The sequence below is a fragment of the Pseudomonas sp. IzPS59 genome, from assembly GCF_014863505.1.
GTDB lineage: Bacteria > Pseudomonadota > Gammaproteobacteria > Pseudomonadales > Pseudomonadaceae > Aquipseudomonas > Aquipseudomonas kribbensis.
Genome location: NZ_CP062251.1, coordinates 2,887,939 through 2,913,617 on the forward strand (window position 1 = coordinate 2,887,939; position 25,679 = coordinate 2,913,617).

At 62.1% G+C, this 25,679-nt stretch carries 15 protein-coding genes; 10 read left to right on the forward strand and 5 right to left on the reverse strand.

What is annotated here, in order from left to right; translation table 11 throughout:
• Nucleotides 1-41: 41 nt before the first annotated feature.
• The 6 genes from IF189_RS12950 to IF189_RS12975 all read left to right on the forward strand — a co-directional run bounded on the left by IF189_RS12950 (nucleotide 42) and on the right by IF189_RS12975 (nucleotide 12,137).
• Entirely contained in the window at nucleotides 42-1,349 is a 1,308-nt protein-coding gene (locus IF189_RS12950) for an MdtA/MuxA family multidrug efflux RND transporter periplasmic adaptor subunit (protein WP_192553452.1), read from the forward strand.
• Nucleotides 1,346-4,450 carry an MdtB/MuxB family multidrug efflux RND transporter permease subunit gene (locus IF189_RS12955; protein WP_085708229.1) on the forward strand — a complete coding sequence of 1,035 codons (3,105 nt, stop codon included), beginning with the start codon at nucleotides 1,346-1,348 and terminating at the stop codon, nucleotides 4,448-4,450. The genes IF189_RS12950 and IF189_RS12955 overlap by 4 nt, the downstream gene beginning before the upstream one ends.
• Complete coding sequence (locus tag IF189_RS12960) at nucleotides 4,447-7,554, forward strand: efflux RND transporter permease subunit (RefSeq protein WP_134826686.1); 3,108 nt, start codon at nucleotides 4,447-4,449, stop codon at nucleotides 7,552-7,554. The genes IF189_RS12955 and IF189_RS12960 overlap by 4 nt, the downstream gene beginning before the upstream one ends.
• Complete coding sequence (locus tag IF189_RS12965) at nucleotides 7,551-9,020, forward strand: efflux transporter outer membrane subunit (protein ID WP_192553453.1); 1,470 nt, start codon at nucleotides 7,551-7,553, stop codon at nucleotides 9,018-9,020. The genes IF189_RS12960 and IF189_RS12965 overlap by 4 nt, the downstream gene beginning before the upstream one ends.
• Before the next feature lie 205 nt (nucleotides 9,021-9,225).
• Nucleotides 9,226-11,307, forward strand: a complete 2,082-nt coding sequence (locus IF189_RS12970) for a putative bifunctional diguanylate cyclase/phosphodiesterase (protein ID WP_192553454.1) — start codon at nucleotides 9,226-9,228, stop codon at nucleotides 11,305-11,307.
• 83 nt (nucleotides 11,308-11,390) lie between these two features.
• Nucleotides 11,391-12,137, forward strand: coding sequence for an SDR family oxidoreductase (locus tag IF189_RS12975; RefSeq protein WP_085708225.1), 747 nt, complete (start codon nucleotides 11,391-11,393; stop codon nucleotides 12,135-12,137).
• Nucleotides 12,138-12,176: 39 nt separating this feature from the next.
• Here IF189_RS12975 and mapR read toward each other — a convergent pair whose 3' ends face one another.
• The 3 genes from mapR to IF189_RS12990 form a co-directional block, all read right to left on the reverse strand.
• Nucleotides 12,177-13,586, reverse strand: a complete 1,410-nt coding sequence (gene mapR / locus IF189_RS12980) for a GntR family transcriptional regulator MpaR (protein WP_085708224.1) — start codon at nucleotides 13,584-13,586, stop codon at nucleotides 12,177-12,179.
• Between the two features lie 296 nt (nucleotides 13,587-13,882).
• Nucleotides 13,883-15,313 carry a cytochrome c oxidase accessory protein CcoG gene (gene ccoG / locus IF189_RS12985; protein WP_192553455.1) on the reverse strand — a complete coding sequence of 477 codons (1,431 nt, stop codon included), beginning with the start codon at nucleotides 15,311-15,313 and terminating at the stop codon, nucleotides 13,883-13,885.
• Between the two features lie 195 nt (nucleotides 15,314-15,508).
• A complete protein-coding gene (locus tag IF189_RS12990) occupies nucleotides 15,509-15,742 on the reverse strand; it encodes a DUF3203 family protein (RefSeq protein ID WP_192553456.1) in 234 nt (77 codons plus the stop codon).
• Nucleotides 15,743-15,865: 123 nt separating this feature from the next.
• On the opposite strand from IF189_RS12990, the gene IF189_RS12995 reads away from it, so the two are divergent.
• Nucleotides 15,866-16,372 carry an MgtC/SapB family protein gene (locus IF189_RS12995; RefSeq protein WP_192553457.1) on the forward strand — a complete coding sequence of 169 codons (507 nt, stop codon included), beginning with the start codon at nucleotides 15,866-15,868 and terminating at the stop codon, nucleotides 16,370-16,372.
• Here the strand turns inward: IF189_RS12995 and IF189_RS13000 are convergent, their stop codons facing one another.
• The gene (locus IF189_RS13000) at nucleotides 16,373-16,531 is read right to left on the reverse strand and encodes a hypothetical protein (RefSeq protein ID WP_167443771.1); all 159 of its coding nucleotides are present in this window, start codon (nucleotides 16,529-16,531) and stop codon (nucleotides 16,373-16,375) included.
• A gap of 218 nt (nucleotides 16,532-16,749) precedes the next feature.
• Here IF189_RS13000 and IF189_RS13005 point away from each other — a divergent pair, with 218 nt between their 5' ends.
• Genes IF189_RS13005 through glgB form a run of 3 tightly spaced genes read left to right on the forward strand, consistent with a single transcriptional unit; the run spans nucleotide 16,750 to nucleotide 24,362 of the window.
• Nucleotides 16,750-18,747, forward strand: a complete 1,998-nt coding sequence (locus tag IF189_RS13005) for an alpha-1,4-glucan--maltose-1-phosphate maltosyltransferase (protein ID WP_192553458.1) — start codon at nucleotides 16,750-16,752, stop codon at nucleotides 18,745-18,747.
• A 39-nt stretch (nucleotides 18,748-18,786) separates the two neighbouring features.
• Nucleotides 18,787-22,128 carry a maltose alpha-D-glucosyltransferase gene (gene treS / locus IF189_RS13010; protein WP_192553459.1) on the forward strand — a complete coding sequence of 1,114 codons (3,342 nt, stop codon included), beginning with the start codon at nucleotides 18,787-18,789 and terminating at the stop codon, nucleotides 22,126-22,128.
• A gap of 2 nt (nucleotides 22,129-22,130) precedes the next feature.
• Complete coding sequence (glgB, locus tag IF189_RS13015) at nucleotides 22,131-24,362, forward strand: 1,4-alpha-glucan branching protein GlgB (protein ID WP_192553460.1); 2,232 nt, start codon at nucleotides 22,131-22,133, stop codon at nucleotides 24,360-24,362.
• 45 nt (nucleotides 24,363-24,407) lie between these two features.
• On the opposite strand, the gene IF189_RS13020 is transcribed toward glgB, so the two are convergent.
• Nucleotides 24,408-25,478 (reverse strand): autotransporter outer membrane beta-barrel domain-containing protein, encoded by a 1,071-nt coding sequence (locus IF189_RS13020; RefSeq protein WP_134826693.1) that lies wholly within the window; start codon nucleotides 25,476-25,478, stop codon nucleotides 24,408-24,410.
• Between the last annotated feature and the right edge of the window lie 201 nt (nucleotides 25,479-25,679).

Consider the following 25,679-nt stretch of genomic DNA (forward strand, 5'->3'; position numbering starts at 1 on the left):
GCTTATCGTTCAGCCTCCCGTAAAAGAAGCCCACGCGCCCAATGGTTAATCAATCCATGCAATCGTCTTCCCGAAACTCCCGTCGCTGGCTGCTGAGCCTGCTTGTCCTGCTGGTCATCGCCGGCCTGTGCTGGAAATTCTGGCCTGCCGGATCGACCCACAAGGAGGGCGGCGAGAAAGCCGCGGCCGGTCATACCGGTCGTTCGGGGATGATGCGTCCGGGCTTCGGCGGGGCGGCAGGTCCGATCCCGGTGCGCGTGGCGCCGGCGGTGACGGGTGACTTCCCGCTGTACTACAAGGCGCTCGGCACGGTGACGGCGCTCAACACGATCAACGTGCGCAGCCGGGTCGGCGGCGAACTGGTGAAGATCTATTTTGAAGAAGGGCAGATGGTCAAGGCCGGCGACCTGCTGGCGGAGATCGACCCGCGCCCGTACCAGAACGCCTTGCTTCAGGCTGAAGGCACCTTGCTGCAGAATCAGGCACAGCTGAAAAATGCTCAGGTCGATGTCGAGCGCTATCGCGGTCTGTATAAAGAGGACAGCATCGCCAAGCAGACCCTGGACACCGCCGAAGCACAGGTCGGTCAGTTTCTCGGCACCGTGAAGACCAACCAGGCGGCGGTCAACGACGCCAAGCTCAACCTTGAATTCACCAAGATCCGCGCACCGATTGCCGGTCGCGTTGGTCTGCGTCAGCTCGACGTCGGCAACCTTGTAGCCGCGAACGACACCACCTTCCTCGCCGTCATCACCCAGACCCAACCGATCAGCGTGGTCTTCACGCTGCCGGAAAACACCCTTGAAACCGTACTGGCCCGCTACCACAGCGGCGCCAGGCTGCCGGCCGAAGCCTGGGACCGTGGCGACACGAAAATTCAAGCCACGGGCGTGCTGCAAAGCCTCGACAACCAGATCGACGTGACCACCGGCACCCTGAAGTTCAAGGCGCGCTACGAAAACCGCGATCAGTCGCTGTTCCCCAACCAGTTCGTCAACGTCCACTTGCTGGCCGACACCCTCAAGGGTGTGGTGCTGGCGCCGTCGGCAGCGATTCAGTTCGGCACCAACGGCACCTTCGTCTACGCGCTGGACGGCGACAAGAAAGTCACCATCCGCCAGTTGAAGATCGGCGCCAGCGACGGCCAGAACACCGTGATCACCGAAGGCCTGGCCGCCGGCGACCGCGTGGTGCTGGAAGGCACCGACCGCTTGAAGGAAGGCAGTGAAGTGGAAGTGGTCAACGACAGTCAGGATGTACCGACCACGCCGACCGGGCACCTGCAAGGCAAGTCCGCCGCCAGCGCACCTGACGCTGCCGTCACCGACAAGGCCAAGAAGGGCGCATGAACATTTCGCGTCTGTTCATCCTCCGCCCGGTCGCCACCACGCTGAGCATGCTGGCCATCGTGCTGGCCGGCCTGATTGCCTATCGCCTGCTGCCGGTTTCGGCCTTGCCGCAGGTTGATTACCCGACCATCCGCGTCATGACCTTGTACCCGGGCGCCAGTCCGGACGTAATGACCAGCGCCGTCACCGCGCCGCTCGAACGCCAGTTCGGGCAGATGCCGGGCCTGACGCAAATGGCTTCGACCAGTTCCGGCGGGGCCTCGGTGCTGACCCTGCGTTTCAGCCTCGACATCAACATGGACGTCGCCGAGCAGCAAGTGCAGGCCGCGATCAACGCCGCGACCAACCTGCTGCCGACCGATTTGCCGGCGCCGCCGGTGTATAACAAGGTCAACCCGGCGGACACCCCGGTGCTGACCCTGGCCATCACCTCCAAAACCATGCTGCTGCCCAAGCTCAACGATCTGGTCGATACGCGCATGGCGCAGAAAATCGCCCAGATCAGCGGCGTCGGCATGGTCAGCATCGCCGGCGGTCAGCGTCAGGCGGTGCGGATCAAGGTCAACCCGGAGGCACTGGCGGCCAACGGCCTGAACCTGTCGGATGTGCGCACGCTGATCGGTGCGTCCAACGTCAACCAGCCCAAGGGTAACTTCGACGGCCCGACGCGGGTGTCGATGCTCGATGCCAACGACCAGCTGACGTCGCCCAAGGACTACGCTAACCTGATCCTGGCCTACAAGAACGGCGCGCCGCTGCGGCTCAAGGATGTCGCGCAGATCGTCGACGGCGCCGAGAACGAGCGTCTGGCGGCGTGGGCCAACCAGAATCAGGCAGTGTTGCTGAACATCCAGCGTCAGCCGGGCGCCAACGTGATCGAGGTGGTCGACCGGATCAAGGCGCTGCTGCCGAGCATCACCGACAACCTGCCGGCCGGCCTTGAAGTGACCGTGCTGACCGACCGCACCCAGACCATCCGCGCCTCGGTCACTGACGTGCAGCACGAACTGCTGATCGCCATCGCGCTGGTGGTGATGGTGACGTTCCTGTTCCTGCGTCGGGCCAGTGCGACCATCATTCCATCCGTGGCCGTGCCGCTGTCGCTGATCGGTACGTTCGGCGTGATGTACCTGGCCGGGTTCTCGGTCAACAACCTGACACTGATGGCACTGACCATCGCCACCGGTTTCGTGGTCGACGATGCGATCGTGATGCTGGAGAACATTGCCCGTTTCATCGAGGAAGGCGACAGCCCGATGCAGGCTGCGCTCAAGGGCGCGAAGCAGATCGGCTTTACCCTGATTTCCCTGACCTTGTCGCTGATTGCGGTACTGATTCCGCTGCTGTTCATGGCCGATGTGGTGGGGCGGCTGTTCCGCGAGTTCGCCATCACCCTGGCGGTGGCGATCCTGATTTCCCTGGTGGTCTCGCTGACCCTGACGCCGATGATGTGCGCGCGTCTGCTCAAACGTGAGCCAGAAGAACATGAACAGGGCCGTTTCTACCGGGCCAGTGGCGCGTTCATCGACTGGATGATCGCTGCCTACGGGCGCAAGTTGCAGTGGGTGCTCAAGCACCAGCCGCTGACCCTGCTGGTGGCCATCGGTACCCTGGCGCTGACCGTGTTCCTTTATATGGTGGTGCCCAAGGGCTTCTTCCCGGTACAGGACACCGGGGTGATCCAGGGCATTTCCGAAGCGCCGCAGTCGATTTCCTTTGCCGCCATGGGCGAGCGTCAGCAGGCGTTGGCCAAGGTGATTCTCGAAGACCCGGCGGTGGAAAGCCTGTCGTCCTACATCGGCGTCGACGGCGACAACGCCACGCTCAACAGCGGTCGCCTGCTGATCAACCTCAAGCCTCACGGTCAGCGTGATCTGACGGCCGCCGAGGTAATCACTCGTCTGCAACCGCAACTGGACAAACTGGTGGGCATCCGTCTGTTCATGCAGCCGGTGCAGGACCTGACTATCGAAGACCGTGTCAGCCGCACCCAGTACCAGTTCAGCATGTCGTCCCCGGACGCCGAACTGCTCAGCCTGTGGAGCGGACGTCTGGTCGAGGCACTGGCCCAGCGTCCCGAGCTGACCGACGTTGCCAGTGATTTGCAGGACAAGGGCCTGCAGGTGTTCCTGGTGATCGACCGTGACGCGGCTTCACGCCTTGGTGTGTCGGTGGCGAACATTACCGATGCGCTGTACGACGCCTTTGGCCAGCGGCAGATCTCGACTATCTACACCCAGGCCAGCCAGTACCGCGTGGTGCTGCAGGCACAGGCCGGGGAGAAGATTGGCCCGCAGGCGCTGGATCAGATTCACGTCAAGACCACCGATGGCGGTCAGGTGCGGTTGTCGAGCCTTGCCCATGTCGAGGAGCGTCAGGCGCAACTGGCGATCACCCACATCGGCCAGTTCCCGGCGGTGATGATGTCCTTCAACCTGGCCCACGGCGTGGCGCTGGGGCATGCGGTGGACATCATCGAGCAGGTGCAGAAGGACATCGGCATGCCGATCGGTGTGCAGACCCAGTTCCAGGGTGCGGCCGAAGCCTTCCAGGCTTCGCTTTCGAGCACCTTGCTGCTGATCCTGGCGGCGGTGGTGACCATGTACATCGTGCTCGGCGTGCTTTACGAGAGCTACATCCATCCGATCACCATTCTCTCGACCCTGCCGTCGGCGGCGGTCGGCGCCTTGCTGGCGCTGCTGCTCAGCGGCAATGACCTGGGCATGATCGCGATCATCGGCATCATCCTGCTGATCGGTATCGTCAAGAAGAACGCGATCATGATGATCGACTTCGCCCTTGACGCCGAGCGCAACCAGGGCATGGCGCCGGAACAGGCGATCTATCAGGCAGCGTTGTTGCGCTTCCGGCCGATCCTGATGACCACGCTGGCCGCGCTGTTCGGTGCGGTGCCGCTGATGCTGGCCACCGGTTCCGGTGCTGAGTTGCGTCAGCCTCTGGGTCTGGTGATGGTCGGCGGATTGCTGCTGAGCCAGATCCTGACGCTGTTCACCACGCCGGTGATCTACCTGTACTTCGACCGCCTCGGTCGGCGCTGGGGCCGTGCGCCTTCGGCCGTGGAGCCGGTAGAGCAGCCATGAACCTGTCCGGTCCTTTCATCAAGCGCCCGGTGGCGACCATGCTCCTAAGCCTGGCGATCATGCTGCTGGGCGGTGTGAGCTTCGGCCTGCTGCCGGTGTCGCCGCTGCCACAAATGGATTTCCCGGTGATCGTGGTCCAGGCGAGCCTGCCCGGTGCCAGTCCGGAAGTCATGGCCTCGACCGTCGCGACGCCGCTGGAGCGCTCGTTCGGCGCCATCGCCGGCGTCAACACCATGAGCAGCCGCTCCAGCCAGGGTTCGACCCGGGTCATTCTGCAATTCGACCTCGACCGCGACATCAACGGTGCGGCGCGGGAAGTGCAGGCAGCGATCAACGCTTCGCGCAACCTGTTGCCGAGCGGGATGCGCAGCATGCCGACCTACAAGAAGGTCAACCCGTCGCAAGCGCCGATCATGGTGTTGTCGCTGACCTCGGATGTGCTGGAAAAAGGCCAGCTCTACGATCTGGCCTCGACCATCCTGTCCCAGAGCCTGTCCCAGGTGCAGGGCGTGGGCGAAGTGCAGATCGGCGGCAGCTCCCTGCCGGCGGTGCGCATCGAACTCGAACCCCAGGCGCTGAACCAGTACGGCGTGGCGCTGGACGATGTGCGCAAGACCATTGCCGGCGCCAACGTGCGCCGACCGAAAGGCTCGGTCGAGGACGATCAGCGTCTGTGGCAGATCCAGGCCAACGACCAGCTGGAGAAAGCCAAGGACTATGAATCGCTGATCATCCATTACAACGGCGGTGCAGCCCTGCGTCTGAAGGACGTGGCCAAGGTCACCGACGGCGTGGAAGACCGTTACAACAGCGGTTTCTTCAATGACGACGCGGCGGTGCTGCTGGTGATCAACCGTCAGGCCGGCGCCAACATCATCGAGACGGTCAACGAGATCAAGGCGCAGTTGCCGGCGTTGCAGGCGGTGCTCCCGGCCAGCGTGAAGCTGAATCTGGCGATGGATCGTTCGCCGGTGATCAAGGCCACGCTGCACGAAGCAGAGATGACCCTGCTGATCGCCGTGGCGCTGGTGATCCTGGTGGTGTTCCTGTTCCTCGGCAATTTCCGTGCTTCGCTGATCCCTACCCTGGCGGTGCCTGTGTCACTGGTCGGCACCTTTGCGGTGATGTACCTCTACGGCTTCTCGCTGAACAATCTGTCGCTGATGGCGCTGATTCTGGCCACCGGGCTGGTGGTGGATGACGCCATCGTGGTGCTGGAGAACATTTCCCGGCACATCGACGAAGGTGTCAAACCGATGAAGGCCGCGTATCTCGGGGCCAAGGAAGTCGGATTCACCTTGCTCTCGATGAACGTGTCGCTGGTGGCGGTGTTCCTGTCGATCCTGTTCATGGGCGGGATCATCGAGAGCCTGTTCCGTGAATTCTCCATCACCCTGGCCGCAGCCATCGTGGTGTCGCTGGTGGTTTCCCTGACCCTGACGCCGATGCTCTGCGCCCGCTGGCTCAAGCCGCACACGCCGGGCCAGGAAAACCGCCTGCAACGCTGGAGCCGTCGCACCAACGACTGGATGGTCGGCAAGTACGCCACCAGCCTTGATTGGGTGTTGCGTCACAGACGCCTGACATTGCTGAGCCTGATCATCACGGTCGGTGTCAACGTCGCGCTGTACGTGGTGGTGCCGAAGACGTTCATGCCGCAACAGGACACCGGCCAGTTGATCGGTTTCGTGCGCGGTGACGACGGTCTGTCGTTCAGCGTGATGCAGCCAAAGATGGAAACTTTCCGCCGTGCCGTGCTCAAGGACGAGGCGGTCGAGAGTGTCGCCGGGTTCATTGGCGGTAACAACGGCACCAACAACGCCTTCATGCTGGTGCGCCTGAAGCCGATCAAGGAGCGCAATATCTCGGCGCAGAAAGTCATCGAGCGTCTGCGCAAGGAAATGCCCAAGGTGCCCGGCGCGCAATTGATGCTGATGGCCGACCAGGACCTGCAATTCGGCGGCGGTCGTGAGCAGACCACCTCGCAGTACAGCTACATCCTGCAAAGCGGTGACCTGGGTGCCTTGCGCGAGTGGTACCCGAAAGTGGTCACCGCATTGCGGGCCTTACCGGAACTGACGGCCATCGACGCCCGTGAAGGGCGGGGTGCGCAGCAGGTGACGCTGATCGTCGACCGCGATCAGGCCAAGCGCCTGGGCGTGGACATGAACATGGTCACCGCCGTGCTTAACAACGCCTACAGCCAGCGGCAGATTTCGACGATCTACGACAGCCTCAACCAGTATCAGGTGGTGATGGAGGTCAATCCGAAATACGCCCAGGACCCGGTCACTCTCAATCAGGTGCAGGTGATCACGGCCGATGGTGCGCGAATTCCGCTGTCGACCATCGCTCACTATGAAAGCAGCCTGGAAGACGACCGGGTCAGCCACGAAGGCCAGTTCGCTTCCGAAAGCATTTCCTTTGACATGGCCGAAGGCGTGACGGTGGAGAAGGGCAGCGCGGCCATCGAGCGGGCGATTGCCAAGGTCGGCCTGCCGGAAGACGTGATCGCGAAAATGGCCGGCACCGCCGACGCCTTCGCGGCCACCCAGAAGAGCCAGCCGTTCATGATCCTCGGCGCGCTGCTGGCGGTGTATCTGGTGCTGGGCGTGCTGTATGAAAGCTACATTCACCCGCTGACGATTCTGTCGACACTGCCGTCGGCCGGGGTCGGTGCGTTGCTGTCGATCTATGTGCTGGGCGGCGAATTCAGCCTGATCTCGCTGCTCGGGCTGTTCCTGTTGATCGGTGTGGTGAAGAAGAACGCGATCCTGATGATCGACCTCGCGCTGCAACTGGAGCGTCATCAGGGCATGGCGCCGCTGGAGTCGATTCGCAGTGCCTGCCTGCAACGTCTGCGGCCGATCCTGATGACCACGCTGGCAGCGATCCTCGGCGCCTTGCCGTTGTTGCTGAGCCGGGCCGAAGGCGCGGAAATGCGCCAGCCGCTGGGCCTGACCATCATCGGCGGGCTGATCTTCAGCCAGATCCTGACCCTTTACACCACACCTGTGGTTTACCTCTATCTCGACAAGGCCCGCCATCGCTTCAACAAATGGCGTGGCGTACGTACCGATGCCGCACTGGAAACTCCGCTATGAATGACCGTTCGCTTATCCAACTGGCCAGTGTTCGCGGCTCGCGTCTGCTGAGCCTGTCGCTGTGTGTGGCGATGCTCAGTGCGTGCGCCGTCGGCCCGGACTACCAGCGCCCGCAGACCGCCGAAGTCGCCCAATACAAGGAGGCCGAAGGCTGGCGTCAGGCCAGTCCGGCCGACTCTCTGGCCCGTGGCGCCTGGTGGGAACTGTACGGCGACCGTCAGCTCAACGAGTTAATCGAGAAACTAAACAGTTCCAACCAGACCGTCGCCCAGTCCGAGGCGCAGTATCGTCAGGCCCAGGCTTTGGTGCGCGATGCCCGTGGAGCGTTTTACCCGACGCTCGACCTGAGCCTGGGCAAGACCCGCTCCAGCCAGGGCACCGGCAGCAGCAGTTCGAGCCTGAGCAGTTCTTCCAGCGGTATTCGTGACACCTACAACGCCCAGTTGGGTGTGAGCTGGGAAGCCGATGTCTGGGGCAAACTGCGTCGTGGCCTGGAAGCCAACGAGGCCAGCGCCCAGGCCAGTTTCGCCGATCTGGCGGCAATGCGCCTGAGCCAGCAATCGGAGCTGGTGCAGAACTACCTGCAATTGCGCGTGATCGATCAGCAGAAGCGTTTGCTCGAGTCGACGGTGGAGGCTTACGAGCGTTCGCTGAAAATGACCCAGAACCAGTACAACGCCGGGATTTCCGGGCGTGATGCGGTGGCGCAGGCACAGACGCAGCTCAAATCCACCCAGGGCGATCTGGTGGACCTGATCTGGCAGCGGGCACAGTTCGAAAACGCCATCGCGGTGCTCACCGGCCAGCCGCCGGCACAGTTCAAGATTGCTGAAACCCAGGACATCCCGAAGCTGCCGCAAATACCGTTGAGCCTGCCATCGCAACTGCTGGAACGGCGCCCGGACATCGCCTCGGCAGAACGCTCGGTCATCGCAGCGAACGCCAACATCGGCGTTGCCAAGGCTGCGTATTACCCGGATTTCAGCCTGAGCATGAGCGGCGGCTACAGCAGCAGTACTTCGCGGGATCTGATCAGCCTGCCGAACCGTTTCTGGTCGGTGGGGCCGAAAATGAGCCTGCCGCTGTTCGACGGCGGCCGTCGCTCGGCGGAGGTCGATCGCACCGAAGCGAAGTACGACGAAACCGTGGCCAAGTACCGGCAGACCGTACTCGACGGCTTCCGCGAGGTGGAAAACTACCTGGTGCAGTTGAAGGTGTACGAGGACGAAGCGGCGGTGCGTCAGGAAGCGCTGGATGCGGCGCGGGACTCCCTGCGTCTGACCCAGAACCAGTACAAGGCCGGGCTGATTGCCTACATCGACGTGGTAGTGGTGCAGGCGACAGCGCTGAGCAACGAGCGCACCGTGCTCAACATCCTGCAAAGTCGATTGATTGCCAGCGTGCAATTGATTGCGGCGCTGGGCGGTGGCTGGGGCGGGCAACTGGAAACCAGCCAGAATCCCTGACGCTGAATTCCCACGCAAAGCGTGGGAACGATCAGTGGCGTGACTGCCGGTCTAGAGCCTTGTCGAACGATCAAACAAGCGTTTCATCGGCTTGATGGCCATTTGATTACTTTGTCAGTGCGTTCTTCTGTGCAATCAGTACAATCGGCGCATTTGGCCCCACCGAGAACGGAAGCAGTACGGCGGGGTGGTCACGAGAATTCCCATGCTCATCGGTAGTTATTCCTTCACGCTGGTTTTCATTTCGCTGTGTGTGGCGATCCTCGCGTCTTACACCGCGCTCGACCTCACCGGGCGCATCGCCACCGCCAAGGGTCGTGCCGTGCATTTATGGACGGCCGGCGGCGCCTTTGCCATGGGGGTTGGCGTCTGGTCGATGCACTTCATCGGCATGCTGGCCTTCAAACTGCCGATCAGCCTCGGTTACGACATTTCAATCACGGCGCTCTCATTGCTGATCGCTGTGCTGTCCTGCGGTTTTGCCCTGTGGCTGGTCAGCCAGCCGAAACTGCCGGCCTGGCAACTGGCCTTCGGTGCCTTGATCATGGGCGCCGGCATCAGCGCCATGCATTACACCGGCATGGCCGCGATGCGCATGCAGCCGGGCATCGATTACGACCCGACCCTGTTTGGCGCTTCGCTGTTGATCGCGGTTGGCGCTTCGGCGGCGGCATTGTGGATCGCTTTTCGCCTGCGTCAGCAATCGCCTTATGTGCGCCTGTTCCGTGCCGGCGCTGCCATCGTCATGGGGATCGCGATTGTCGGCATGCACTACACCGGCATGGCGGCGGCGCGGTTTCCCGACGGCAGTTTCTGCGGTGCGGCACTCAGCGGTCTGAACGGCAATGGCCTGGACAACCTGGTGCTGATCACCACGCTGGCGGTGCTGACCATTGCGCTGCTGACTTCGATTCTCGATGCCCGCCTCGAAGCGCGAACCGCCGATCTGGCCCATTCACTGACCGTGGCCAACCGTGAACTCACCCAACTGGCCCTGCATGACACGTTGACCGGCCTGCCGAACCGCATGTTGCTGGACGACCGGATCAATCAGGCGATGAAAAAGGTCAACGAGCAGGGCGGCTGTTTTGCGCTGATGTTCATCGATCTGGACGGCTTCAAACCGGTCAACGATGCGTTCGGTCACCACATGGGTGATCAGTTGCTGCGTGAAGTGGCGGTGCGTCTGCGCGAAGATCTACGCAGCCTCGACACGTTGGCGCGGATTGGCGGCGATGAATTCGTGCTGCTGGTGCGTTTGAGCGAGCCCGACGATGCGCTGGGCCTGGCGGCGCGTCAGGTCGGTTTGATCGCGCAGTCGTTCCGGGTGGCTGAGCATGAGCTGCAGATCTCTGCCAGCGTCGGCATCGCGGTATATCCGGGCAACGGCCAGAACGCCCAGGAACTGCTGATGAATGCCGATGCGGCGATGTACCACGCCAAGGGCGGCGGCAAGAACGGCTACAGCTTCTTCGACGCCTCGATGAACAGCAACGCCCGCAAGCAACTGCAACTGTTGCAGGACCTGCGCGCGGCGCTCGAACACAATCAGTTCAGCCTGCATTACCAGCCCAAATTCCATGCCGCCGATGGTCGTCCGGTCGGTGCCGAAGCGCTGCTGCGCTGGGAGCACCCGCTCCACGGCATGCTGATGCCGGACAAGTTCATCGACCTGGCGGAGAAAACCGGTCTGATCATTCCGATCGGCGAATGGGTGCTCAACGAAGCCTGCCGGCAGATGCGCGAATGGTATGTGTTGGGTTACACCGACTGGCGCATCGCGGTGAACCTCTCGGCGTTGCAGTTCTGTCACACCGGTCTGGTGCGCAGCGTGGCCAAGGCCTTGGCCACGCACCACTTGCCGGCCAACAGCCTGACCCTGGAAATCACCGAAACCACCGCCATGAGCGACGCCGACGCAAGCATGACGGTGCTGCAGGAACTGTCCGACATGGGCGTCGACCTGTCCATCGACGACTTCGGCACCGGCTATTCGAGCCTGATGTACCTCAAGCGCCTGCCGGCCAACGAGCTGAAGATCGATCGCGGTTTCGTCCGTGATCTGGAACACGACAGCGATGACGCGGCGATTGTCTCGGCGATTGTCGCGCTGGGTCAGGCACTGGGCCTGCGCATTGTCGCCGAAGGCGTGGAGACCGGCGTGCAGCAGGACTTCCTGACGCAACTGGGCTGCGATTCGCTGCAAGGTTATCTGCTGGGCCATCCGATGCCGGCCGATCGCTTCCTGCAGGATATCGAGCGCGGCAAACAATTGGCGGCGAGCTGAACGGCTGACGCAGGCCATGCAAAACCCCGCAATGACGGTTATTCTTGCCCCGACTGTTACGTGTGCATTGGGGGAAGGCCAGCATGGACAAAGTCATTGTGATCACCGGCGGCGGGCGCGGAATCGGGGCCGCGACTGCGTTGTTGGCTGCCGAGCAAGGCTATCGGATCTGCATCAATTATCAGTCTGACGAACAGGCGGCCCATCACGTACTCGACCAGGTACGTGAGCGCGGCGCCACCGCCATTGCCGTTCGCGCCGACGTCAGCATTGAAGACGAAGTGATCGGCCTGTTTCACCGGGTCGACACCGAACTGGGCCGGGTCACCGCACTGGTGAACAACGCCGGCACCGTCGGGCACAAATCGCGGGTCGACGAAATGTCCGAATTCCGTATCCTCAAAATCATGAAAACCAACGTCCTGGCGCCGATCCTCTGCGCCAAGCACGCGATCCTGCGCATGTCGCCCAAGCACGGCGGGCAGGGTGGCAGCATCGTCAACGTGTCTTCGGTCGCCGCGCGTCTTGGCTCGCCGAACGAGTACGTCGACTACGCCGCGTCCAAGGGTGCCCTCGATACGTTCACCATCGGTCTGTCCAAGGAAGTGGCGGGCGAGGGGATCCGGGTCAACGCGGTGCGTCCGGGGTACATCTACACCGATTTTCACGCCCTGAGCGGCGATCCGGACCGGGTCAGCAAGCTTGAGTCGGCGATTCCGATGGCCCGTGGCGGGCGACCGGATGAAGTGGCGGAAGCGATTGTGTGGTTGCTGTCGGACAAGGCTTCGTATGCGACCGGGACTTTTGTCGATCTTGGCGGCGGGCGTTAGTCAAGGTTCGTTCCCACGCGTTGCGTGGGAACGATCGCATCAAAACGACCGCACAATCCGCCCCAACGTCTCCATCGCCTTTTCCGAAGCCTCGGTCCACGGGCTGCCGTAGTTCAAACGGATGCAATTCCTGAAACGCTGGGTCGGTGAGAAGATCGGCCCCGGCGCAATGCTGATGCCCTGCGCCAGCGCCATCTGAAACAACTTCAACGAATCCATCTGCGGTGGCAGTTCCAGCCACAGGAAATAGCCGCCCGCCGGTTGGCTCACGCGGGTCTGCGCCGGGAAGTAGCGGGCGATGGCCGCGAGCATCGCGCTTTGCTGTTCTTCGAGGGCGTAGCGCAGTTTGCGCAGGTGACGGTCGTAGCCGCCGTGCTGCAGGTAATCGGCAATGGCCGCCTGGGCCGGCATCGAGGCGCACAGCGAGGTCATCAGTTTGAGGCGTTCGATCTTCTGCGCGTAGCGCCCGGCGGCGACCCAGCCGATGCGGTAGCCGGGGGCTAGGCTTTTGGCGAACGAACCGCAATGCATCACCAGACCTTCAGTGTCGAAGGCCTTGGCCGGTTTCGGCGCCTGCTGGCCGTAATAGAGTTCGGCGTAGACGTCGTCCTCGATCAGCGGCACCTGATGGCGTTTGAGCAATTCCACCAGTTCCTGTTTCTTGGTTTCGGGCATGGTCGCGCCCATCGGGTTCTGGAAACTGGTCATGCACCAGCAGGCCTTGATCGGGTGCCGCTCCAGGGTCTGGGCGAGCACGCCGAGGTCGATGCCGTCGCGTGGATGCACCGGAATTTCCACAGCCTTGAGCTTCAGCCGCTCCAGTACCTGCAGGCTGGCGTAGAACGCCGGGGCCTCGATGGCCACCAGGTCGCCGGGTTCGGTCACCGCTTGCAGGCACAGGTTCAGCGCTTCGAGGGCGCCGTTGGTGATCAGCAGTTCTTCCATCGGCAGCATCAGCCCGCCGACCATGTAGCGCAGGGCGATCTGGCGACGCAGTTGCGGGTTGCCCGGCGACATGTCGGTGACCACCATGCGCGGGTCCATCTCCCGGGCGGCGCTGGCCAGCGAGCGTGACAGGCGTTGCAGCGGGAACAGTTCCGGGCTGGGGAATGCCGAGCCGAACGGCACGGTGCTCGGGTCCTTGATCGATTCCAGCACCGAGAACACCAGTTCGCTGACGTCGACCTTGGTGGACTCATTGACCTGACTGCTGATCACCGGCTCCGAGAACGGGCTCGGGGCGTGGGTGTTGACGAAGTAACCGGAGCGCGGCCGGGCGCGGATCAGGCCGCGACGTTCCAGCAGGTAATAGGCCTGGAACACCGTGGACGGGCTGACGCCATAGGTCTGGCTCGCGTAGCGCACCGACGGCACCCGCTGGCCGGGGCCGAGGACGCCGGAGCGAATCAGTTCAGCGATGTCGTCGGCGAATTTTTCGTAGCGTTTCATCGGGGGCCTTGGTGCGTGGTGTTTGGTATTTGTGTGGTGGGTCAGTGACATCAGCCCCTCATCGGAGCGCCGCCCGCCTATCCCTCTCCCGGAGGGAGAGGGGACTGATTGCGGGATGCTTCAGAGTTACATCGACCTGAACGTGTTGCAGTGAATCCATAATCGACTCGGTTTTTCAGGTCGATGTATAACGCCAGACATCGCGGTCGGTTCCCTCTCCCTCCGGGAGAGGGTTAGGGTGAGGGGCAATCGCGCTAACACACCACAACCTCCGAAACCGCCGCCATCTTAAAGCCTCACCGATTCATCGGCGCAACAAACCGGCTCTTCGCCACGCTATAAATCTCTGGCTCATCACTGTCGGCAATCTTGAAGCTCAAGGTTTGCGAGCTGCTGGCCGGGCGTTCCGTGGTCATGGCCACCGACACCGGCACATCGACGATCTCGCCCGGGGCCAGGCTCAGCTCGGTCTTGCCTTGCAGCTGGAAGCCGTCGCCGTCCACCAGCGTCAGGTTGTAGTCCTGGCGCTGCTGGGTCTTGTTGATGACTTTGAGGGTGTAGATGTTTTCGATCTGGCCCTGTCCGTTCTCGCGGAACAGGCCACGGTCCTTGGTCACGTCCAGCGACACCATCGGCCGCTCGACCAACGCCAGGGCGAGAGCGCCGATCATCACCACCAGTACCGCGACGTAACCAATCAACCTCGGACGCAGCAGATGCGTCTTGCCACCCTGCAATTCGCGCTCGGAGGTGTAACGGATCAGGCCCCGCGCATAGTTCATCTTGTCCATGATTGAATCGCAGGCGTCGATGCACGCCGCGCAGCCGATGCATTCCATTTGCAGGCCGTCGCGGATGTCGATGCCGGTCGGGCAGACCTGCACGCACAACTGGCAGTCGATGCAATCGCCGAGGCCGGCTTCGGCGGGTTTTACCTCGCGTTTGCGCGGGCCACGGTTTTCGCCTCGGGCCGCGTCGTAGGAAATGGCCAGGGTGTCCTTATCGAACATCACACTCTGGAACCGCGCATACGGGCACATGTGCATGCACACGGCTTCGCGCAGCCAGCCGGCATTGATGTAGGTGGCGGCGGTGAAGAACAGCACCCAGAACAGGCTGACGCCGCCGATCTGCAGGGTCAGCAGTTCTTCAGCCAGCGGGCGGATCGGGGTGAAGTAGCCGACGAAGGTCAGGCCGGTCAGCACGCTGATAGCCAGCCACAACGTGTGCTTGGCCGCACGCCGGGCCAGTTTGTTCAGGCTCCACGGCGCCGCTTGCAGTTTGATCCGCTGGTTGCGTTCACCCTCGGTGATCTTCTCGCACCACATGAAGATCCACGTCCAAGAACTCTGTGGGCAGGTGTAGCCGCACCAGACCCGACCGGCGAACACGGTAATGGCGAACAGGCCGAACGCGGCAATGATCAGCAGCGCCGACAGCAGAATGAAATCCTGCGGCCAGAAGGTCGCGCCAAAGATGTGGAATTTGCTTTCGGAAAGGTCCCACAGCACCGCCTGACGCCCGCCCCAGTTCAGCCACACCGTGCCGAAAAACAGCAGGAACAGAAACCCCGCGCCGCTCATGCGCAAGGTGCGGAACAGGCCGGTGAAGCTGCGGGTGAAAATCTGGTTGTCGCTGGTGGCGTGTTTCGCCTTCATTGGGCGCGCCGGTACTTTTTTTATCTGGGGAGATGCTTCTACGGTTCGGACGGGGATTCGTTCGCTCATGGTCGTTCGCTCATCAGCCTCCATCAGGCCAGTGAACTATGAGCGCCGATCTGTTTGCATAACAGACTCAGGTATTTCAATAAAAAGCGTATCAGATGGGTTTTGCGCCCGGCCCTGCGACAACTTGAAGCAGTTGGCGGAGCGGGGCGCAGACGCCTATCCCGGACGGCTGCGCGGGATATTGACCGGGGTCAGTCAAATCACCGAATCACTGTCGGTGGCCTTGAGGTGTTTGCGTCCGTCGGTGGCGCCTGCGACGGTCAGGGCATCGGCTTCGGCCTCGGTGATGTAAATGCGCCGACCTTCGATTTCCACGGCCGACATCGATTTCTCGCTGTCGGTGATGACCGTCAGGTCGCCGCACAGGCGAATCTGTTCACCGTTTTCGGTGGCGAAAAAACAGGTCTGGTTTTCGATGCGCACGGTCATGGGGCTGTCCTTTTTTCCAAGGGGTGTTGAAAGGTTAGGGCGCGGCCCCGGGGGATCGTTCTGTGCAACCGATTAATGGTCGCTGCTGTCCACCGTCCATGACCCCTTCACAAGGACTGCACGATGAACGCCTGGTGGCATGAAGTGTGGGAAACCCTGCAAGCGGAATTCGCCGATATCGGCGATGCATCGCAGCTGACGCGGATCACCGTGCGCCTGTTGATGGCGGCGGTACTGGGCGGGATTCTGGGATTCGAGCGTGAGCACAAGGGCAAGGCTGCCGGGGTGCGAACGCACATGCTGGTGGCCCTCGGCGCGGCGCTGTTCGTGCTGGTGCCGCAGTTGTCCGGATCACAGGCCGACGCGATGAGCCGGGTGGTGCAGGGGGTGATCGCCGGTATCGGTTTTCTTGGCGCCGGCACCATTCTCAAGAATCACGAAGGTGACGAAGGTCACGTCAAAGGCCTGACCACCGCTGCCGGTCTGTGGATGACTGCCGCCATCGGCGTCGCGGCCGGTCTGGGCCGCGAAGCGACGGCGTTGCTCAGCACGTTACTGGCACTGGGCATATTCAGTGTGATGCCAAGGATCGTGAGGCTCTTCGAGAAAGATCACGACGAACCTCATTGATCAGACAATCACCGGCGGCATGGTCGACGGTGGCTCTTCCTTGGGCGGCGGCGTGGTGCCCGGTGGCTCCTGTTCCGGGATCGGTTGCGGCTCGGTTTCGGGCAGCACCGGTTTGTCGATGTTCGGATCGGGCGTTTCAGCGGGGATCGGAATCGTCATCAGATGAACCTCCGTGTGGCACATGGCGTGAGAAGTGCTTAAGTGGGTTGACCACTTCTGCGCGAAATCGATCCGATTTTGTGGCGGGGCAAATCCCTGTGAACTTTTGTCGCCGAGGTTCGCTCGGAACCTGAGAGCGTTCATGGTCGGGCACAGGTCTGGCCGTGAGTATCGAACAGGCAAACGAGCGTCCTTGGGGCGTTAAGGAGAGATGCTCAATGACTGCTGAAAAACCCTCCGAACAGAGCTACAACCCGCACATCCCGCTGTCGCAGGCGTTGCTGTTGCCGCGCATCGTCATTGAAAACACCCGGCCGACCCTTGATGGCGGGCAGTTTGCCGTCAAGGCGGTGGTCGGGCGCGAGATCGTGGTCACCAGCAAGATCTTCGCCGACGGCCACGACAAACTGGCGGTACGCATCCGCTGGCGCGAAGAGGGCGAGGAAGTCTGGCGAAGCGAAGTCATGACCGATCAGGGCAACAATGGCTGGGAAGGCCGGTTCCGGCCCCAGCGCATGGGCCGCTATCTGTACCTGATCGAAGCCTGGATCGACCAGTTCGCCAGTTTTCAGTACGAACTGGAGAAAAAACACTTGGCCGCCGTCCCCATCAGCCTTGAGCTGCAAGAAGGCCGCACGATGGTGCAACAAGCGGCCGAACGCAGCGAAGGCCAACTCAGCGAACGGCTGGCGGCGTTGCACCATGAATTGTCCGGCCTGCTCGAAACCGAGCAGGTCGCGTTGTTTCTGCACCCGCAAAGTGCGCAGTTGATGGCCGAGGCCGATCACCGCCCGTATCTGAGCATCAGCCCGGAATTTCCGCTGGATGTTGAACGGGAACTGGCGGAGTTCGCCAGTTGGTACGAGCTGTTTCCCCGCTCGATCACCGACGATCCCGCCCGTCACGGCACCTTCAACGATGTGCACTCGCGGTTGCCGATGATTCAGGACATGGGCTTCGACGTGTTGTATTTCACGCCGATCCACCCGATTGGCCGCAGCCATCGCAAGGGCCGCAATAATTCCCTGACTGCAGGGCCGGACGATCCTGGCAGCCCTTACGCAATTGGCAGCGAGGAGGGCGGGCACGAAGCGATTCATTCGCAGCTCGGCACCCGCGAGGATTTTCGTCGGCTGGTGGCGGCAGCCGCTGACCATGGACTGGAGATCGCCCTCGATTTTGCCATCCAGTGTTCCCAGGATCATCCATGGCTCAAGCAGCATCCGGGCTGGTTCAACTGGCGGCCGGACGGCACGATCAAATACGCGGAAAACCCGCCGAAGAAATACCAGGACATCGTCAACGTCGACTTCTATGCGCCGGAAGCGATTCCGAGCCTGTGGGTCGAACTGCGTGACATCGTCGTCGGCTGGGTCGAAGAGGGTGTGAAGATCTTCCGTGTCGACAACCCGCACACCAAACCGCTGCCGTTCTGGCAATGGCTGATTGCCGATGTGCGCACGTTGCACCCAGAGGTGATCTTCCTCGCCGAGGCGTTCACCACCCCGGCGATGATGGCGCGGCTGGGCAAGGTCGGTTACACCCAGAGCTACACCTATTTCACCTGGCGCAACACCAAGGCTGAACTGGCGAGCTACTTCAGCGAACTCAACGAATCGCCCTGGCGCGAGTGCTACCGGCCGAATTTCTTCGTCAACACGCCGGACATCAACCCGGCGTTCCTGCATCAATCGGGGCGCCCGGGATTTCTCATCCGGGCGGCGCTGGCGACCATGGGCTCGGGCCTGTGGGGCATGTATTCGGGGTTCGAGCTGTGCGAATCGGCGCCGGTGCCGGGCAAGGAGGAATACCTCGATTCCGAGAAGTACGAGATCCGCGTCCGCGACTTCAACCAGCCCGGCAACATCATTGCCGAGATCGCCCAGCTCAACCGCATTCGCCGGCAGAACCCGGCGCTGCACAGTCATCTGGGCCTGAAAATCTACAACGCCTGGAACGACAACATTCTGTACTTCGGCAAGCGCAGCGCCGATGGCAGCAATTTCATTCTGGTGGCCGTCAGCCTCGATCCGCATCACCCGCAGGAGGCGAATTTCGAACTGCCGCTGTGGGAAATGGGCCTGCCGGACGACGCCACCACCCACGGCGAAGACCTGATGAACGGCCATCGCTGGGACTGGCACGGCAAGTACCAGTTCATGCGGATCGACCCGGCTTATCAGCCGTTCGGGATCTGGCGGATCACCGCTGCCTGATACGGGCCGACGCATTCATGCATTGAACAGGAGTTTCACATGGCGAAGAAACCCAAGTCAGCCACCTTCATCAAGGACCCGCTCTGGTACAAGGACGCGGTGATCTATCAGGTTCACGTCAAATCCTTTTTCGATTCCAACAACGACGGGATCGGCGACTTTCCCGGCCTGATCGCCAAGCTCGATTACATCGCCGAACTGGGCGTCAACACCATCTGGCTGCTGCCGTTCTACCCGTCGCCACGGCGCGATGACGGTTATGACATCGCCGAGTACCGTGGCGTACACAGCGATTACGGGACCATGGCCGACGCCAAACGCTTCATCGCCGAAGCGCACAAGCGCGGTTTGCGGGTCATTACCGAGTTGGTCATCAACCACACCTCGGATCAGCACCCGTGGTTCCAGCGGGCACGCAAGGCCAAGCCCGGTTCGGCGGCCCGCGACTTTTATGTGTGGTCGGATGACGACCAGAAATACGACGGTACGCGGATCATTTTCCTCGACACCGAAAAGTCCAACTGGACCTGGGACCCGGTGGCCGGTCAGTACTTCTGGCACCGTTTCTATTCGCACCAGCCGGACCTGAATTTCGATAACCCGCAAGTCATGAAAGCCGTGCTGTCGGTGATGCGCTACTGGCTGGACATGGGCATTGACGGCCTGCGGCTGGATGCCATTCCGTACCTGATCGAGCGCGACGGCACCAACAACGAAAACCTGCCGGAGACCCACGACGTCCTCAAGCAGATCCGCGCCGAAATCGACGCCAACTACCCGGATCGCATGCTGCTGGCCGAGGCCAACCAATGGCCGGAAGACACCCAGTTGTACTTCGGTGACACCGACGCCGAGGGCGTCAATGGCGACGAATGTCACATGGCGTTCCACTTCCCGCTGATGCCGCGCATGTACATGGCGCTGGCCCAGGAAGATCGCTTCCCGATCACTGACATCCTGCGCCAGACCCCGGAGATTCCGGCCAATTGCCAATGGGCGATCTTCCTGCGCAACCACGATGAATTGACGCTGGAGATGGTCACCGACAAGGAGCGCGACTATCTCTGGAATTACTACGCCGCCGACCGTCGCGCGCGGATCAACCTTGGCATCCGCCGGCGTCTGGCGCCGCTGATGGAGCGCGACCGCCGGCGCATCGAACTGCTCAACAGTCTGCTGCTGTCTATGCCCGGCACGCCGACCCTGTATTACGGCGATGAAATCGGCATGGGCGACAACATCTATCTGGGCGACCGCGATGGCGTGCGCACGCCGATGCAATGGTCGATCGACCGTAACGGCGGCTTCTCCCGGGCCGATCCGGCCAGTCTGGTGCTGCCGCCGATCATGGACCCGCAGTACGGCTTTCAGTCGGTCAACGTCGAAACCCAGGCCGGCGATCCGCATTCGCTGCTGAACTGGACCCGTCGCCTGCTGACTGTGCGCAAGCAATCCAAGGCGTTCGGTCGCGGCACCCTGAAAATGCTTTCGCCGGCCAACCGCCGCGTGCTGGCCTACACCCGCGAATACACCGGGCCGGACGGCAAGCACGAAATCATCCTCTGTGTGGCCAACGTTTCGCGCAGTGCCCAGGCGGTGGAACTGGACCTGTCGGCCTACGTCGGCATGGTGCCGGTGGAGATGCTCGGCGGTAATGCCTTTCCGCCCATTGGTCAGCTCAACTTTCTGCTGACGCTGGCGCCTTACGGCTTTTACTGGTTCGGCCTCGCGGCGGAAAACCAGATGCCGAGCTGGCATGTCGAGCCGGCGCAGAGCCTGCCGGATTTCACCACGCTGGTGTTGAAAAAACGCATGGAAGAACTGCTCGAAGCGCCGTCCCGGGCCACCCTCGAACAGGGCATCCTGCCGAACTGGCTGCAGAACCGCCGCTGGTTCGCCGGCAAGGATGCGGCCATCGAGCACGTTCGACTGGCCTATGGCGTGCGTTTTGGCGACGCGCAGCATCCGGTGTTGCTCAGCGAGATCGAAGTCAGCAGCGGTGGGCAGACCAGTCGTTATCAATTGCCGTTCGGGTTTATCTCGGAAGATCAGGTCGGGCCCGCGTTGCCGCAGCAACTGGCGTTGTCCCGTGTGCGTCGGGTCCGTCAGGTCGGTCTGATTACCGATGCGTTCAGCCTCGAAGCGTTTATCCGTGCGGTTTTACAAGGCATGCAAAGTGGCACGGTGCTGGACTCCAGCGATGGCGAAATCCGTTTCGAGGCCACGCCGCAGCTGGAAAGCCTGGGACTCGGTAGCGAGTCGGAAGTGCGTTATCTGTCGGCCGAGCAATCCAACAGTTCGGTGGTGATCGGCAACAGTCTGGTGCTTAAGCTGATCCGTAAAGTCGCGTCCGGCGTACACCCGGAACTGGAGATGAGCGCTTACCTGACCGCCGCCGGATTTGCCAATATCTCCCCGCTGCTCGGTTTGGTGATTCGCCGCGACGGGCAGGGCGAAGACAATCTGCTGATGATTGCCCAGGGCTATTTGAGCAACCAGGGCGACGCTTGGGAATGGACGCAAAACAACCTTGAGCGGGCGTTGCGCGATGAGCTGGCGGACGCCGTGTCCGAACAGTCGCAGCACTACAACGCCCTCGGCGAACTGAAGGATTTTGCCGGCATGCTGGGGCAGCGACTGGGGGAAATGCATCAGGTGCTGGCAACGCCCACCGACAACCCGGACTTCGCGCCACAGGTCAGCTCGGCCAAGGATGCGCAGGCCACCGGCAAGGACGTGGGCGCTCAGGTCGAGCATGCGCTGAAGCTGCTCAAACAGCATCAGGGCGAACTCGATGCGGCGGATCAGAAGCTTGTGAGTCGTCTGCTCGACCACAAGAAAACCATCCTCGCCCATGTGCAGGAACTGGCGAAGAAATCCGCCGGTGGCTTGCGCATTCGGGTGCACGGCGACCTGCATCTGGGGCAGGTGCTGGTGATCAAGGGCGATGCGTACCTGATCGATTTCGAAGGCGAACCGGCGCGGCCACTGTCCGAGCGTCGTGGCAAGCACAGCCCGTACAAGGATGTCAGCGGTGTGCTGCGTTCCTTCGATTACGCCGCGGCGATGACCATTAACGTGCACAACGTCGACAACAGTCCCGAGGCCGAAGCGGCGCGTCGGCGAGTGGCCGAGCGTTATCTGCGTGAGGCCCGCGAGGCATTTGTCGAGGCATATCAGCGAGCGGCAGCTAGTCTTGATCATGCCTGGCAGGATCCTGAAGGTGCCGACGCCGCACTGGCGTTGTTCGGTCTGGAGAAAGCGGCCTACGAAGTGGCCTATGAAGCCGAAAATCGCCCCACCTGGCTGCCCGTGCCGTTGCACGGTCTGTATGGGTTATTGACGGGGCTGGAACCCTTTTCCGATTTTGGTGGAGAGTAGTCATGAGTTTCTCGAACAAGGAACAGGGTCAGGTCAAAGAGCGTTTGCTGCCCGGGGCCAGGGACATCGATGCCCTGGTGCGCGCAGAACATCAGGACCCGTTTTCCATTCTCGGGCCCCACGGCGATGGTGCCGGCGGGCAGTTCATCCGGGCGTATCTGCCCGGCGCATTGAGCGTCTCGGTGCTGGACAAGGACAGCGGCGAAGAGCGCGGCCCGCTGGAGGCGACCGAGACGCCGGGGCTGTTTGTCGGGCATTTCGAATCGGCGCGGCCTTATCTGTTGCGTACGCGTTGGGCCGGTGGCGAGCAGGTCGCGGAAGATCCCTACAGCTTTGGCCAGTTGCTCGGTGAAATGGATCTGTATCTGTTCGCCGAAGGCAATCACCGCGACCTCAGCAGCTGCCTCGGTGCGCAGCTGAAAACCGTCGATGGCGTCGACGGCGTACGTTTCGCCGTGTGGGCGCCGAATGCCCGGCGGGTGTCGGTGGTGGGCGATTTCAACGTCTGGGACGGGCGCCGGCATCCGATGCGGCTGCGCCATCCGTCCGGGGTCTGGGAGCTGTTCATTCCGCGCCTGCAGGCGGGCGATCTGTACAAATACGAAATCCTCGGCGCCCACGGCATCCTGCCGCTCAAGGCCGACCCGATGGCCCTGGCCACCAGCCTGCCGCCGGACACTGCGTCCAAAGTCGCCTCACCGTTGCAGATCGACTGGCAGGATCAGGACTGGATGACCGGCCGCCGCGAGCGCCAGCAACACAATGTGCCGCTGTCGATCTATGAGCTGCATGCCGGCTCCTGGCAATGCGAATTGGACGATCTCGGTGAAGTGGCCCGTCAGTACACCTGGCCGGAATTGGCCGAGCGACTGATTCCCTACGTCAAGGAGCTGGGCTTCACCCACATCGAACTGATGCCGATCATGGAGCACCCGTTCGGTGGCTCCTGGGGTTACCAGTTGCTGTCGCAGTTTGCTCCGAGTGCGCGTTATGGCACGCCGAATGAATTCGCGGCGTTCGTCAACGCCTGCCATCAGGCCGATATCGGGGTGATTCTCGACTGGGTGCCGGCGCACTTTCCAACCGATACCCATGGCTTGGCGCAATTCGACGGTACGGCGCTGTACGAATACGGCAACCCGCTGGAAGGCTTCCATCAGGACTGGGACACGCTGATCTACAACTTGGGACGCACCGAAGTGCACGGCTACATGCTGGCGTCGGCGTTGCACTGGTTGAAGCATTTCCATGTTGACGGGCTGCGGGTCGATGCGGTGGCGTCGATGCTCTATCGCGACTATTCGCGCAAGGCCGGGGAGTGGGTGCCCAATCGCCATGGCGGACGGGAGAATCTGGAGGCCATCGACTTTCTTCGTCACCTGAATGATGTGGTGGCGCTGGAAGCACCGGGCGCGCTGGTGATCGCCGAGGAATCCACGGCGTGGCCGGGCGTCAGTCAAAGCACCCAGCAGGGTGGCCTCGGCTTTGCCTACAAATGGAACATGGGCTGGATGCACGATTCGCTGCATTACATCCAGCAGGATCCGGTGTACCGCGCCCATCATCACAACGAGTTGAGCTTTGGCCTGGTGTACGCTTGGTCCGAGCGCTTCATCCTGCCGATTTCCCACGACGAAGTGGTGCACGGCAAGCATTCGCTGATCGACAAGATGCCCGGCGACCGCTGGCAGAAGTTCGCCAACCTGCGGGCCTATCTGAGCTTCATGTGGACCCATCCGGGCAAGAAGCTGCTGTTCATGGGCTGCGAGTTCGGCCAGTGGCGCGAGTGGAATCACGATCAGCAACTGGACTGGTATCTGCTGCAGTATTCCGAGCACAAAGGCGTACAGAAACTGGTTGGCGATCTGAATCGGTTGTACCGCGAAGAGCCGGCGCTGCACGAGCAGGACGATGCACCGCAGGGGTTCCAGTGGTTGATCGGTGACGATGCGATCAACAGCGTCTATGCGTGGCTGCGCTGGAGCAAGGAGGGGGCGCCGGTGCTGGTGGTGGCCAACTTCACACCTGTGCCGCGTCAGTCGTACCGGGTGGGCGTGCCGTTTGCCGGACGCTGGAAGGAGCTGCTCAACAGTGATGCCGACACCTATGCCGGTTCCAACTATGGCAACGGCGGCGGGGCGTTCACCGAAGACGTGGCCAGTCACGGTCAGGCGTTGTCGCTGGAGCTGAATCTGCCGCCGCTGGCGGTGTTGGTCCTCAAGCCCGAGGGTTGATGATAAACCTGCGGGAGCAAACGGCTTGCTCCCGCAGGAGCGTGCTTACCAGCGCATCCGCACCCCGAGACTGCCGATCAACCCGTTCAGATCATTGTCATCCACATCACTGCTGTAGTCGGCGCTCACGTACAGGCTCACTGACGGCGTGACCTTCGCCACCAGACCCAGACCGAGTTCCACCGTCGACGACTTGCGGCTGCTGCTGATCTTGTCCACCTGATCGAGCGTCACCGCGTTGCCGGTGTACACCGTGTGCCACAGGTTGGTGCGTACGTAGGGCTCGACCGGCAGACCGCTCAGGTCGTAACTGCCTTTGAGTCGGGCACCGACCCGGCCGCTCCAGGACGAAATGTCGGTCGATGAAGCATTGCCCGAGCCTGCATAAGGCGTGTCGAGGGTGATGCGCTGATTGATCAATTGTGCCTGAGGCTCGACTACCCAGTTTTCGCTCAGGCCGATCGGGAAGCCGCCTTCCACCGAGAGGGTCATAGCGCTGCCTTCCGTGGCCAGGCGCGCGCCCTGTTCATTGCGGCTGAAACCACTGACCCGGCCGCCGCTGGCCGACAGATCCACGTGCCAGCCTGCGGAACCCGTGAGGCTGTAATAGGCGCCAAGGCTCTGGCCCTGCAGATTGAGGGTGTCGCTGGTCGGGTCGGCGAGCGCGCGGTTTACGATCAGGCCGCTGCCGTTGCCCTGGATCTGATTCAGGCCGCCGATCAGGCCGATGCGTTGGGTCTGGCCGCCGCTGCCATGCAAGGTCAGCACGGCCGGCCCTTTGACTTCCCCCGAGCCGGGCACCGCAAACCCGGTGCCAAGGATGTCGCTCTGTGCCAGGCGAGAGGGCTGCCCGTAAAGCTGATCCCAGTCCGAGGGGGCGAGATCCTCGGTGAGCAAATGCGTGCCGCGCAGGTCCGGACGCGGGCTCAGGCGTTGCGGATCGGGCGTGATGACGGTCGCGGGCAGCGTCATGATCGGCACGTCCTGGCGATACCAGGGCGTAGTCTCATCCGCCACAGGACCCGCCTGCGCCTCCATGGATGAGCAGAGCAAGATAGAACTTGAAACGGTGCAAAAGGTGATTTTGATCTCGTGGGGGGTGAGTGAGGTTTTCATGAAGGTCTACCTTGCTATCGCATGCGGTATCTCGCCTTGGCGTCTCTCCTACCCCGAACGAGGGGCGACCGAATGGAGCGAGGCGAACCTGGGGCAGCCCGTTTCACGAGTGTCCGAAGGCGCGCCCCGAGTAGTGATTCCGGGGGTAGTAAGGTAGAGCTAAGAAGACCGCTGACATTGCGTCAAGAAATTGGACGATGA